Origin of the sequence: Geothrix alkalitolerans (assembly GCF_022808885.1) — a bacterium.
GTDB lineage: Bacteria > Acidobacteriota > Holophagae > Holophagales > Holophagaceae > Geothrix > Geothrix alkalitolerans.
Map to the genome: position 1 here is coordinate 254,863 of NZ_JAKZLE010000002.1, position 12,819 is coordinate 267,681.

A 12,819-nucleotide genomic window follows, 5' to 3' on the forward strand; every position below is an offset into this window, starting at 1 on the left:
CCCGCACCGCCCACCGGGCCAGGATCTGCCATGAATCGGAAGCTCATCCGACCGAACCTCACCGAACTCAAGGATAAATTGGGCATCCCCGCCAAGGGGGGCGGCGGGGAGGTCATGACGCCGGTACCGCCTCCCATCACTGCGGGCGGAGAGCCGAATCCGGCCGTCAATCCGGCGGCGGCCACCGCGCCCCAGGGGCTGGGAAGCCCCCGACGCAAGATCGCGCCGCCTGAACAGACCAACGCCGAGAGCTTCTACTACCTCAAGCAGATGCAGTCCAAGACGCCGATGGTGATCGTGCTCCAGGACGACGAGAAGGTGCGTGGCGTAATCGAGTGGTACGACAAGCACTGCCTGAAGATCAATCGGGTGAAGGAACCCAACGTCCTGGTGCCCAAGCACAACATCAAGTACATCTACAAGCAGGAGGAGGAACCCCGGATCCGCCGCAGCCGTCCGGCCAAGAAGGAGGAGGCGCTGAACGCGGAGGTGGAGATCCCCGCCTACGACTGAGGATGGAAGCGCCCGACCGGGACCACCATGAGCCGCCCACCGCACATCGCCATCACCTTGGGGGATCCCTGCGGCATCGGGCCCGAGCTGCTGTTGAAGTCGCTGCCAACCCTGCGCTCCTGGGGGGACGTGACCGTCGTGGGCTCCCGAGCCGGTGTGGACCTGCTCCAGGGGACGGAGGGAAGGCGCGCCTTCTGGCAGTGGACGGACGCCCCGGCCCCTGCTCCGGAAGGCTTCCTGGGAACGGCCTGCGGCCTCGAGGTGGGCGACCCCAGCGGGTCGGCCACCGCCCTCTGGCTGGATCCCACCCCTGAAATCCGCGTGGAGCGTCTGGAGCTGGGCCGCGGCTCCGCTACTTCCGGTCGGGCCACGGTGGAAGCCATCCGATGGGCTGCGGGCATGGCCCTGTCCGGCCGCGTGGATGCCCTGACAACCCTGCCCATGGCCAAATCCGCCGCGCATCTCGCCGGGTACCCCATTCCCGGCCACACCGAGTTCCTCCAGACCCTGGCCGGCGCGCCCATCGTCCGCATGGCCTTCGTCAGCCCCCGCCTGTCCGTCGTGTTGCATACGGTGCATCAAAGCCTGCGCTCCGTCGTGGAGGACCTGGACGCGGAAGCCGTGGCCGAGACCTTGGCCTTCTCGGCAGACCAGTTCATCCGGCTCACGGGGAATCCGGATCTACGCGTGGCCCTCTGCGCCCTCAACCCTCATGCGGGCGAGGCCGGCGCTTTCGGGGACGAGGAAGGCCTGCTGGCGGAAGCCCGCGACCGAGCCGAGGCCGCATTTCGCAAGGCGGGGCCAGCGGGTCCCTTCGCCGACCTCCCGACCCCGTTCCCGTTCCCGAGGGATTCCAAAGCCGCCTCGGCGCCACGGTTCTCGGCCCCCCTGCCCTCGGACAGCCTGTTCCATCGCGCCGTCTCGGGCGAGTTCGACCTCGTGGTGGCGTTGTACCACGATCAGGGGCTCATCCCCATCAAGCTGCTGGAGCCAGCCCGGGCGGTGAATCTCACCCTGGGGCTGCCCTTCATCCGGACAAGCCCCGACCACGGCACCGCCTTCGACAAGGCGGGCAAGTGGGCGGCGGATCCCAGGAATTTCCTCGAAGCCGCCGCGCTGGGCGTGCGGCTCGCCGGGCGGGCCCGCCAGGAACCCTGGGCCGCCCAGGTGGTCGGCTCTTGAGCCCGGCTCTGCGAGCCGAATTCGGGCCGGGCGCCACGCTGTCCGGCGTGGACGTCCATGCCGGCGCGATCCCCCGCACCGCGCTGCCCGTGCGTCACGGATCGCCCCTGCACCTGGACGCCCACATGGCCCGCCTGCAGGCCGGGGCTGGCGCCCTGGGCCGATCTCCCGCGTGGCTGGACGAGGCCGCCGGGGAGCTCCGCCGCTGGCTGGAGCGCCATGCCGCTCCCGAGGCGGCGCTGCGGCTGGAACTCCACCTGGACCTCAACCTCCTGGATGCGCGGCTGGAGCCCCTGCCCCAGGCCACGGCACCCTACCGGCTCGCGCCCATGCCGCATCCCATGAGAGATCTCCGGCCCGATCCCCTGGCACTCCACAAGGGGCTCTCCGGCCCCTGGCGGCCCCAGGTTCTTTCCGAGGCCTGGCGGCAGGGGGCGGAGGATGCGCTGCTGCTGTGGCCGGACGGCACCCTGGCCGAAAGCGCCATCGCCACCGTCGCCCTGGAGCGTGAGGAATTCCTGACCCTGCCGCCAATCGAAGGCCGCGTGGCCAGCGTGGCGGAGCGCATGGACCTCCCCCGCTGGACGGAGGAGCGGGGCTGGCGCGTGCAGCACGCTCCCATCGCCCTCGAAGATTGCGCTCAAGGGCAGCTCTGGTGCCTGAACGCCCTCCGCGGTCTCTGGCCCGCCACGCTCCTCTGATGCACGCCTTGGATTTCGCGGACCTGATTTCCGCCCTCCTGCTCCCCCTTCCGCCCTGGCTGGGGTTCTGGATTTTCCGCCGCAGGGGACGCGTGGGCCTCAGCTATGGCTACTTCCTGGGCGGCATTCTCGCGGTGCTGGCCCAGCCGTGGGCCTTCCTCACCGGCCTGCCCCTGCCGGCGGCCCAGCTCGGCGCCGCCCTGTTCGGATTCACCCTCTTCCTGCAGGCTCAGCGGGAGGGCGTCCAGGGGGTGAGGCGCCTGGCCGTGGGGGTCGGCGGAGCGAGCCTCTTCCTCGCCCTCTTCCTGGCGAGGCTCCACCTGCCCTGGCAGGAGGTCGTGCGCTTCTGGATCGGTGCGGCCTTCGAAGCCCTGCTCTGGCTGGTCCTCTCAGACCTGGCCTACCGGTGGACCCACGGTCGCCAACTGGAGTTGCGGATGCCCCTGGTGGGGGCCGCCACCCTGGGCGCGGGCGCGCTGGCCCAGCTCCTGCTGCCGCCGGGCGCGCCGCGGTTCTCCTGGCCATCGGCCCTCCTCGCGGGACTGCTTCTCGGCCTGGTCGCCCTCCAGCAGCTGAAGTGGCTGCGGGAGCAGGGAGCCTGGGTGGAGGGACGGGGCCAGGGGCTCCGCATGGCCCTGGCCCTGATCGAGAAATCGGGACCTGCGGAACTCCCCGGGTTGGCCCTGGGACTCGATCCCCGCCAGCCCATGTGGCTGGTGGACGACCAGGGTCGCGTCCTCGAATCCAATGGCCCTTTCAGCCAATTGGTGGGGCTGCCCCGCAATCAACTGCGCGGCTACGTCATGGATGCGCTCTTCCAGGGAGGCGACCAGCCCGTCTGGCAGGCCATCCGGGACCAGCTCCTCCAGTTCGGGAGCGCCTCCGTGGTGGCGACTCAGGTCAGCGAGGACGGAACCTTCAGCGAAGTCCTGCTGGAGGCCACGGCCTTCGATCGCGGCATGGGCCTCGTGTGGATCGCCCATTCCGCCGCCGGGGCCTTGACCCTGCAGGCTGGCGGGGCGCTCCGCGCCAGCGGCGACGAGGATCGCCGCAGGCTCGGCGCGAACGCCCTGCTGGCCCTCTCCGCAGCCTCGGACCGCCTGTTGGCCGACGCCCCCGACGGAGTTCTCCGCGAAGCCGCTTGGCGGGTGAAAGAGGCCTCCGGCCGGCTGTACCCGCCTCCAGCCGCACGCGGCCAGGTGGAAGGCCGGCCAGCGCTGGAAAACCTGCTTCCCGGCCTTCGGAAGGTCCTGCCACCCGGCCGGAGCCTGGATCTCCGCGCCGTGCCCCTCTCGCTGGCCGTGGCGCCGGAATCCCTGAAACGCATCGCGACCCAGCTGCTGCTCCACGCCCGCGATCGCACGGGCCGGGAGGATCTGGTCCTGATCCTGGAGACCGCGGACCTGGGAGGCCACGACTTCGGTCTGCTCCATGCGGAAACCGCACGAGAAGCCGGGGGCTGGTCCCGCGAGCTGTTCGGCCTGGGCTGGTTGCGGGAATCCGTGCTGGAGGCCGGGGGGATGCTGGAGCTGGAGCGGGACCACCAGGCGGGAGTCCGCCCGAGGGTGTACCTTCCCGCGGTCACGCCGGCACGCCCATTGAATGGCCCCATGCTGGCCGGACGAATGCTCTGGATCGTGGACGGCGACCCCCTGGCCCGGAGTGCGCTGGCCGACCTCGTCCACCTTCTGGGAGGGCGGTCCGAGAGCTTCGAGGATCTGCAGCACCTCCTGAGGGGAAGCCGAGGGCAGCCGCAACCCGATGCCCTGATCCTGGAGCGCACCCCGAAGCTTGAACGCTTCCACCGGGCCCTCCGCGCCTTCCAGAAACAGCCCATCCCGACCCTGGTGATCGGCATGGGCCAGCCGCTGCCCATGGATCCTGGCTCCCTGGGCCTGCGCCGGATCGCATTCCTGGAGAAGCCGTTCGAATCCGCGGACTTCGCCAAATCCGTGCTGGCGCTGTTGCGGGCCCCGACCGAGTGAACCCGGTGGCTGTTGTAGGCTGGAGACGGGAGGCAGCATGTCGACAGTAGCGGTGATCCTGGCGGCGGGGCTTGGAACCCGCATGAAATCACGGTTTCCCAAGGTCCTGCACCCGATCCTGGGCGATCCCTCCCTGCTCTGGGCCCTGCGAACGCTGCCGCCCGACCTGGGCGGGGCGATCGTGGTGGTCCACCACGCCAAGGAGCTGGTCCTGGGCGCGCTCGAAGCCTGGCGGAAGGCCGGCCTGCTGCCCTGCCCCGTCACGGCCGTGGATCAGGGCGAGCCCCTGGGCACCGGTCACGCGCTGCAGGTTTGCATCCCCGATCTCGACCGACTTGGCGCCTCCAAGGTGGTCATCCTCTGCGGCGATGTCCCCCTCACCTCTCCCGCCACGGTGACCCGCCTCTGCTCCGCGGAAGCCCTGCTGCTGGCCATGGACATGCAGACTCCGGGCTCGTACGGGCGGGTGATCCAGCATCCGGATGGCCGCCTGGCGGCCATGGTGGAAGCCAAGGACGCCACGCCCGAGCAGCTCGCGGTGCAGCGCGTGAATGGAGGCGCCTATGCACTCCCCTGGCCTGCCTTGAGGAGGGCCCTCCAGGGCCTCACCAACCACAACGCCCAGAAGGAGTACTACCTCACGGATGCCGTGGCGTCCGTGGCCAGGGAGCTCCCCGTGGCCGTGGAGGTCTGCGATCCCGAGGAGCTGGCGGGCATGAACTCGCGGCAGGATCAGGCCACCCTTCAGGCCGCGGCCCAGCGGCGCATCCAGCGGCACTGGATGGCCGAGGGCGTGACCTTCCTCCATCCAGACAGCACGCTGGTCGGCCCGCGGGTGGTCCTTTCGCGCGACGTCCTGCTGGAACCCGGCGTCCGAATGGAAGGCGCAGTACGCGTCGGTGAGGGCTGCCGCATCGGCCAGGGGAGCGTGATCGTGGACTCCGTGCTGGGCGAAGGCGTGGAGGTCCGGCCCTACTGCGTCATCGAGCAGGCCCTGGTGGGCCCGGGGGCCAAGCTGGGGCCCTTCGCCCGGCTGCGCGAGGGTACGGACCTGGCTGAGAACGTCCACGTCGGGAATTTCGTCGAAACCAAGAAGGCGAAGCTGCATCGCGGCGCCAAGGCCAACCACCTGGCCTACCTCGGTGATACGGAGATCGGCGAGGGCACCAACATCGGCGCGGGCGTCATCACCTGCAATTACGATGGCGTGAACAAGCACCGGACCATCATCGGCAACCGTGTGTTCGTGGGATCAGACACCCAGCTGGTCGCTCCCGTGACCATCGGCGATGGCGCTCTCATCGGAGCGGGCAGCACCATCACCCGCGACGTGCCTGCGGATGCCCTGGCCCTGAGCAGGACGGCCCAGACGGAAAAAGAAGGCGGCGCATCAAAACTCCGCGCCCGGCAGAAGAAGGGCTGAGTCGGGTAAGCTAGTTTTTTGCCCCCGGAGCCCCATGGTTCTGACCTTCATCGACAAGACCGGTGCCAGCGTCCTCAGTGCGCTCGATACCGCGGGGGACTTCGCCACGCTGGCGGGGCGGACCTTCGTGGCCATCTTCAAGCGGCCCTTCGACGGCAAGAACCTTCTGAACCAGTTCCAGGCCGTGGGCGTCCACTCCCTGCCGGTCGTGATCCTCACGAGCGTCGCGGTGAGCATGGTGTTCGCGGTGCAGCTGGCCTTCGGCTTCCGACAGTTCCAGGCCGAGGGCCTGGCCGCGCAGGTAGAGGGCCTGGCCATCGTCCGCGAGCTCGGTCCGGTGATCACGGGCCTCATGCTCTCGGGCCGCATCGGCTCGGCCATGGCCGCGGAGCTGGGCACCATGCAGGTGACCGAGCAGATCGACGCGCTGGAGTGCCTGGCGACGGATCCCATCCACTACCTCTTCGTGCCGCGCTTCCTGGCCTCCATCGTGGTGGTCCCCCTGCTGACGGTGATCTCCATCTACGTCGGCTTCTGGGGCGGCTACCTCATCCTGGTGGGCGTGGAAGGCCAGAGCGCCTTCGTCTACAGCCACGAGTTCTACAAGCTGCTGGCCTTCCGGGACCTCCGCATCGCGCTCTACAAGGCCCTGGTGTTCGGCATGATCATCGCGCTCGTGGGCTGCTGGAAGGGCTACCGAACCCAGGGCGGCGCCGAGGGCGTGGGCAACGCCCCCACCAGCAGCGTGGTGACCAGCTCGCTGTGGATCCTGATCTCCGACTTTTTCCTGACCAAACTCCTGCTGGTGTGACGGCATGGCCCTGATCGACGTCGTCAACCTGTCCAAGGCTTTCGGTCCGAAGGTCGTGCTGTCCAACGTGAACCTCCAGGTCCAGGAGGGCGAGAGCCTCGTGGTGCTGGGCGGCTCAGGCACCGGCAAGACCGTGCTCCTCCGCAACATCATGGGCCTGCTCACGCCGGACGCCGGGCACGTGGCCATCGAGGGCAAGATCATCGCCCAGCTCAAGCGGGAAGAGCTCTTCAAGGTCCGCCAGAGCATCGGCATGTGCTTCCAGATGGCCGCGCTCTTCGACTCCATGACCGTCTTCGAGAACGTGGCCTTCGGACTCCGGCGGCACCTCAGCATCAGCGAGGAGGAGGTCCGGTCCCGCGTGGATGAATGCCTCTCCCTGGTGGGCATGAAGGGCACGGACAAGCTGAAGCCCGCGGAGCTCTCAGGCGGCATGAAGCGGCGCGTGGGCTTCGCCCGGGCCATCGCCCTCAAGCCCAAGATCCTCCTGTTCGACGAGCCGACCACCGGCCTGGATCCCGTGATGACCGACGTCATCGGCCGCGTGATCCTCGACCTCAAGCACGAGCTGGGCGTCACCACCATCACCATCACCCACGACCTCAAGTCCGCCTTCGAGATCGCCGATCGCATCGCCCTGCTCTTCCGGGGCGAGTGCATCGCCTGCGAGCCGCCGGACGCCTTCAAGGTGAACCCGCATCCCGTCATCCAGCAGTTCCTGCGGGGGGACGCGGATGGTCCGTTCCTTCAAGATCCGCCCCCGCCAAAAAGAAAAACCAAGGAGGCCCAAGCATGAAGCCCGAAACCAAGGTCGGCCTCTTCTTCACGGGAGCCATCGTTCTTCTGGCCGTGCTGGTCTTCCGCTCCGAGAAGCTGGAGATCGGCGGCAAGAAGAACCAGTCCGAGCGGTTCACCTTCTTCGACTCGGTGGCGGGCCTGAACGTCCAGAGCGCCGTGCGCATCGCCGGTGTGAAGGTGGGCGATGTCCGCACCATCGCCCTCGAGAACGGCAAGGCCCGCGTGGTGGTGGGCCTGGACCCTTCCGTGCCGGTCTATGCGGATGCCTTCGTGTCGCTGGGCTCCATCGGCATCCTGGGCGAGAAGTTCATCGACCTGGACGCGGGCCACAGCGCCAAGGGCCCCTTCCCCGAGGGCCAGCCCCTGCCCAGCAAGGCGGGCGTGAGCCTCGACAACCTCATGGAGACCCTCTCCGAGATCGGAAAGAACGTGAAGGGCGTCACCCAAGCCCTGAACGAATCCATCGGCGGGGAACAAGGCCGCCAGAAGCTCGACGAGATCGTGGACAACATCCGCGTGCTGACCGCCGAATTCCGGTCCATGGCCCAGGAGAACCACGCCGCCATCAACAACACCATGGGCAATGTCGAAGCCATCACTGCCGACCTGCGGGACAAGCTGCCCAAGCTGGCCCAGCAGTTCGAGACGGTGGGCAAGAACCTCAACGCCATCCTCGAGGAGAACCGACCGGAACTGAAAGGCGTGATGACGGATGTCCGCAAGCTGGCCCAGAGTTTTCAAGGCACCGCGGACAACCTGAAGGTCCTCACCGACCGCATCAACAACGGCCAGGGCACCATCGGCAAGCTGCTCAACGACGAGACCACCATCAAGAAGATCAACGAGGCGGTGGACAATGTGAACGGTCTGCTGGGCGGCTTCAACAAGATGGAGTTCCGCCTCGACATGGATGCGGCCCAGTGGGACAAGCGCAACGACAGCCGCGTGGCCCTCGGCCTCGAGATCGCGCCCAAGCCGGACTACTGGTACGCGCTGGGCTTCGCCTCCACCCCGGACGGGAAGCTGAGTGAGAGCACCCGCACGGTGACCCAGCTCGACCCCGTCACGGGCCTGCCCGTCACCGTCCTGGAGAAGACCAGGTCCGTCACGACGGACCAGAGCTTCACCGTGTCCGCGCAGTTCGCCAAGCGCCTGGGCGCGGCCGTCTTCTCCGCCGGCATCGTGGAGGGCAAGGGCGGCGGCGGCATCGAGTTCCGCACCCTGGACAACGATCGCCTGCGGCTCGGCGTCCTGGCCTACGACTTCACCAAGCGCCCCGAGAAGCCGAATCCGCGCTACCGCTTCACCACCAGCTACCAGTTCTGGAAAGGCGCCTACGTCCAGGCCGGCGTCCAGGACATCGGCAACAAGGACCTCCGCACGGTCTTCTTCGGCGGCGGCCTCCGCTGGAAGGACGACGATCTCAAGAAGATCATCGGCCTGGCCGGAGCCTCCAAGTGAAGGAAGCCCGCGCCCTGCCTCAGCCCGGCAGCCTGCCGGACGAACGGGGCGCGCTCTTCCTCTGGGTCCGCCGGGGCCTGCCCACCGCCGTCTCGATCGTGGCGTTCGCGGGGGCGGCGCTCCATTCCGCGGGCCGCGGATGGTGGCTGCTGGCCGGTGTGGCCGCCCTCGCCGCGGCCTGGCCCAGTTTCCTGCGGGGCGAAGCCCTCCTCCGGAACGGGGCGGCGATCCGCCGCCAGGACAGCATCTGGGCCCACGCCTTCAGGCCCATCGCCCGCTGGCTCGGGCAGGAGGACGCCTGGATCCTCTCCTACTGCGGCTACAACAACCAGCAGGTCCGTGAGGCGTTCAGCGGGCATCGGGCCAGGCGGGCCCTCATCCTCCTTCCCCACTGCATCCAGATGGCCCGCTGCAAGGCGGGCATCCTCGATGATCTCGAGGCCTGCTACGACTGTGGTCTGTGCCCCGTGGGCGACTACATGAACCTGGTGCTGACGAACCGTTGGGAAGGCCGCATCACCAACCGCAGCCACAAGGCCTACCGCGAGGCGCGGGAATACCGGCCCGACCTGGTGGTGGCCGTGAGCTGCACGGACCGGCTGCTCAAGGGCCTCACGAAAATGCCCGAGATCCCCTGCTATGTGATTTCCCTGTCTCTGCCCCATGGCATGTGCGTGGACACGGACTTCAGCGTGCCCCACCTGCTGGCGGCCATGGAGACCCTGGTGGAGCCCCGGCGCCCTTCCGGCGAAGTCCAGGCCCTGCGGCACGAAGGCATCGCGTGACGGCAGGAGCCCGCGGCTTTCCCATCCGGGCCTTCTTCCAGCGCCTCCTGGGCTCCGGGACCATGGCCTATCTGCTGCACCTGCGGCCCCTGGAATGGCCCATCATGACGGCCCACTTCCTGCTGGGAACGCTGCTGGCCGCCGGCTGGGCCTTGAGAGCCGCGCCCACGCTGCTGGGATGGCTCGTCTTCGTCGCCCTGCTCAACGGCGGGACATTGGCCATCAACAGCGCCTTCGACCAGGACGAAGGCGACATTGGCTACCTGAAGGCGCCGCCGAAGCCCCCGGAACATCTCCTGGCCTTCTCGTCCGCCCTGCTGGCCGCCTCCGCCCTGCTGGGCTTCCTCCTGCCCCGGCCCTTCGCCCTGATCAACCTCGCCTGCGTGGTCATGAGCGTTCTGTATTCCGTGCCCCCGATCCGCCTGAAGGCCCGGGCCGGCTGGGACCTGCTCATCAACTGCATCGGGTTCGGCCTGTTCACGCCCCTGGCGGGCTGGGCCATCACGGGGCGGCCCTTCGATGCGGCCATCCTGTGGGCCTCCTGGGGTTTCGCCTTCCTCTTCGCCACCCTCTACCCCATGACCCAGATCTACCAGGTGGCGGAGGACACCCGCCGGGGCGACCGCACCCTGGTGATCCGGGTGGGCGTGGGGCGGAGCCTCGCCCTGGCCCTGGTCGCCGCCCTGGTGGCCCACCTGCTCTTCGGCGCCGCGGTCATGGCCCTGGGGCGTCACCTCTGGCCCCTCGGGATCTCCCTGGCCGCCTGGCTGGCCGTGCTCCTGCCCTGGCTGGCAGGCTGGCGCGCCTGGAGCGACCACCGGCACGAAACTGGCATGTACTGGGGTCTGGGTGCCTGGGCGGTGACCGACCTCAGCCTTTTGATCCTGCTCTGGCCCTGACCATTTTCTCTGAAGGAATCGACCATTCGATCCAGTAGACTAGGAACGAGTGACGACAATCGTTATCTTCATGGAGCAGGCATGGGATTCAAACGCGGAATCCAGAGGCTGGCAATCTTGTGCTTCGTGGGCCTCACCGCCCTGCAAGCGGCCTCCCGCTCCCAGGCCAAGCTGTCGCTCAAGTCGGCCTCGGCGCTGGTGCTGGACCAGGCCACCGGCCAGGCCCTGATTGAGAAGCAGGCCGGGGCCATCCAGCCCATCGCCTCGCTCACCAAGCTCATGACGGCCATGGTCCTGCTGGACGCCCGCCTGGACCCCCAGGAGATGCTCACCATCACCCGGGAAGACATGGACATGCTTCGCCACAGCAGGTCCCGCCTGCCCGTGGGCACCCACCTGCCCCGGGAGCAGGCCCTGCTCCTGGCCCTGCTGGCCTCTGAGAACCGCGCCGCCCACGCCCTTGGCCGCACGTTCCCCGGCGGCCTTTCCGCCTTCGTCGACGCCATGAATGCCAAGGCCAAGGCCCTTGGCCTGGAGGCCGCCCGCTTCGAGGACCCGACGGGCCTCTCCGCGGGCAATGTGGCGACCGCCCACGATCTGGCCCGCATCATGGAAGCGGCCTACCGCTATCCCGAAATCCGCGACTTCACTACCCGGCCCGAGACCACCCTCCAGTCGGGCCGCCGCAGAATCCAGTTCCCCAACACCAACGCCCTGGTGCGCAGCCCCCGCTGGAACATCGGTCTCTCCAAGACCGGCTACATCGAGGAGGCTGGCCGCTGCCTGGTCATGCAGGCCATGCTCGCCAACCGCCCGGTGCTCATCGTGCTGCTGGATTCCTGGGGCAAGTACTCGCGGCTGGGCGACGCCAACCGCATCAAGTCGTGGCTGGAAGCCAAGCTCGGCTCCAAAGGCTGAGGCCTTGCTCGTCCCTTCCGTCCAGCCCCCCTTCCCGCTGAGCTGGGGGTTCTCCACCCGCCTTGATCCGCCGGAGGCCCTGCCCTCCCGGCGCCTGAACCAGGTGCATCGCTGCGGCATCGTGGAGGCCGCGGATGGGGTCGTGGAGGGCGATGGCCTCTGGACCACCACACCCGGCGTCCGCATCGGCGTGCGCGTGGCCGACTGCGTGCCCGTGCTACTGGCGGGGCCGCTGGCGGACGGAACGCCGTGGGCGGCCGCCCTGCACGCGGGCTGGCGGGGCGCCACAGGCCATGGGGACCCTGGGGCCGGCGGTGGCATCCTGCGCCGCGGCACGGCACGCTTCCGCAACCTGGGAGGGCACCCGGCCGACCTCGTCTGGGCCTTCGGTCCCGCCATCCTGGCCTGCCACTTCGAAGTGGGCGACGAAGTCGTCGAGGCCGCCCGGCAGGACGCCGCCTGGCACGAGGCCCTGCACAGCGAAGGCCCTTCCGGCAAGGCCCACCTCGACCTGCACGGGTTTCTGCGCGCCCAGGCCCTGGATCTCGGGTTGGATCCCGCGAAGGAGGGCAGCGTGGCCCTCTGCACCGTGTGCCGCCCCGACCTGCTCTATTCCTATCGCCGCGGCGAGACCACCGGCCGCCAGTGGGGCTGGATCGAGATCGGCTAACCTGGAGATCGGCTCCGCCCCAAGGACGGAGGCCGAGGAACCGGGGACCGCCATGCTCAACATCACCGATATCCGCATCACCAAGGTGGAAGGCGACGACAAGCTGCGGGCCTTCGCGGCCCTGGTCATCGACGACTGCTTCCTGGTGGGCGACCTGCGGGTGGTGGAAGGCGAGGATGGCTACTTCGTGGCCATGCCCAGCCGCCGCAAGCGGGACGGCAGCTTCAAGGACATCGCCTACCCCCTGAACAACCCCCTCCGCGAGCAGATCGAGGAGAAGGTGCTGCTGGCCTACGAGGCCGCCACCGGCCACCGCGCCCTCAGCCGCCTCGAGCGCGGCGAAGCCGCCCAGGTGCGCCCAGACCTGCTGAGCGTCGAGGAATTCGGTTTCACCCCCAAGACCAGCTCCTGAGGCCGCACCCCGGGCCTGAGGGCTTGGGCGGGACGCGAACCCGCGCTATGCTTGCCTTTCCGCCTGGGGAGTAGCCAAGTGGTAAGGCAGCAGGTTTTGATCCTGCGTACCGAGGGTTCGAATCCTTCCTCCCCAACGAAAACGGCCGCCGCCAGGCGGTCGTTTTCGTTGGGGGGCGTATGGAGGATTCGAATCAGGGATGGCGCGCAGGTAGGGCCAGCCGGGGACAGCCCGGGGGGCTGTTCCCGGCTGGCCGGCGCA

At 68.6% G+C, this 12,819-nt stretch carries 13 protein-coding genes and 1 tRNA gene; all 14 read left to right on the forward strand.

Features of this window, described 5'->3' with window-relative positions; translation table 11 throughout:
• The first annotated feature begins 30 nt into the window (after nt 1-30).
• The 14 genes from MLJ35_RS05230 to MLJ35_RS05295 all read left to right on the forward strand — a co-directional run bounded on the left by MLJ35_RS05230 (nt 31) and on the right by MLJ35_RS05295 (nt 12,694).
• On the forward strand, nt 31-513 hold the full coding sequence (locus tag MLJ35_RS05230) for an LSm family protein (RefSeq protein ID WP_243383434.1): 483 nt from the start codon (nt 31-33) through the stop codon (nt 511-513).
• A gap of 27 nt (nt 514-540) precedes the next feature.
• Nucleotides 541-1,695, forward strand: coding sequence for a PdxA family dehydrogenase (locus tag MLJ35_RS05235; protein WP_243383435.1), 1,155 nt, complete (start codon nt 541-543; stop codon nt 1,693-1,695).
• Nucleotides 1,692-2,396 (forward strand): aminotransferase class IV, encoded by a 705-nt coding sequence (locus tag MLJ35_RS05240; protein WP_243383436.1) that lies wholly within the window; start codon nt 1,692-1,694, stop codon nt 2,394-2,396. The genes MLJ35_RS05235 and MLJ35_RS05240 overlap by 4 nt, the downstream gene beginning before the upstream one ends.
• Nucleotides 2,396-4,381, forward strand: a complete 1,986-nt coding sequence (locus MLJ35_RS05245; protein WP_243383437.1) for a PAS domain-containing protein — start codon at nt 2,396-2,398, stop codon at nt 4,379-4,381. The genes MLJ35_RS05240 and MLJ35_RS05245 overlap by 1 nt, the downstream gene beginning before the upstream one ends.
• 37 nt (nt 4,382-4,418) lie before the next feature.
• Entirely contained in the window at nt 4,419-5,804 is a 1,386-nt protein-coding gene (gene glmU, locus MLJ35_RS05250; protein WP_243383438.1) for a bifunctional UDP-N-acetylglucosamine diphosphorylase/glucosamine-1-phosphate N-acetyltransferase GlmU, read from the forward strand.
• 34 nt (nt 5,805-5,838) lie between these two features.
• Entirely contained in the window at nt 5,839-6,615 is a 777-nt protein-coding gene (locus MLJ35_RS05255) for an MlaE family ABC transporter permease (protein ID WP_243321337.1), read from the forward strand.
• A 4-nt stretch (nt 6,616-6,619) separates the two neighbouring features.
• Complete coding sequence (locus MLJ35_RS05260) at nt 6,620-7,411, forward strand: ABC transporter ATP-binding protein (protein WP_243383439.1); 792 nt, start codon at nt 6,620-6,622, stop codon at nt 7,409-7,411.
• A complete protein-coding gene (locus MLJ35_RS05265; RefSeq protein ID WP_243383440.1) occupies nt 7,408-8,874 on the forward strand; it encodes an MlaD family protein in 1,467 nt (488 codons plus the stop codon). The genes MLJ35_RS05260 and MLJ35_RS05265 overlap by 4 nt, the downstream gene beginning before the upstream one ends.
• Complete coding sequence (locus MLJ35_RS05270; RefSeq protein ID WP_243383441.1) at nt 8,871-9,659, forward strand: DUF116 domain-containing protein; 789 nt, start codon at nt 8,871-8,873, stop codon at nt 9,657-9,659. The genes MLJ35_RS05265 and MLJ35_RS05270 overlap by 4 nt, the downstream gene beginning before the upstream one ends.
• The gene (locus MLJ35_RS05275; protein ID WP_243383442.1) at nt 9,656-10,558 is read left to right on the forward strand and encodes a UbiA family prenyltransferase; all 903 of its coding nucleotides are present in this window, start codon (nt 9,656-9,658) and stop codon (nt 10,556-10,558) included. The genes MLJ35_RS05270 and MLJ35_RS05275 overlap by 4 nt, the downstream gene beginning before the upstream one ends.
• 81 nt (nt 10,559-10,639) lie before the next feature.
• Entirely contained in the window at nt 10,640-11,476 is an 837-nt protein-coding gene (locus tag MLJ35_RS05280; protein ID WP_243383443.1) for a serine hydrolase, read from the forward strand.
• Between the two features lie 4 nt (nt 11,477-11,480).
• On the forward strand, nt 11,481-12,146 hold the full coding sequence (locus MLJ35_RS05285; protein ID WP_243383444.1) for a purine nucleoside phosphorylase YfiH/LACC1 family protein: 666 nt from the start codon (nt 11,481-11,483) through the stop codon (nt 12,144-12,146).
• Nucleotides 12,147-12,198: 52 nt separating this feature from the next.
• A complete protein-coding gene (locus MLJ35_RS05290) occupies nt 12,199-12,558 on the forward strand; it encodes a SpoVG family protein (RefSeq protein ID WP_243321351.1) in 360 nt (119 codons plus the stop codon).
• A 64-nt stretch (nt 12,559-12,622) separates the two neighbouring features.
• A tRNA-Gln gene (locus MLJ35_RS05295) sits at nt 12,623-12,694 on the forward strand.
• Nucleotides 12,695-12,819: the final 125 nt, after the last annotated feature.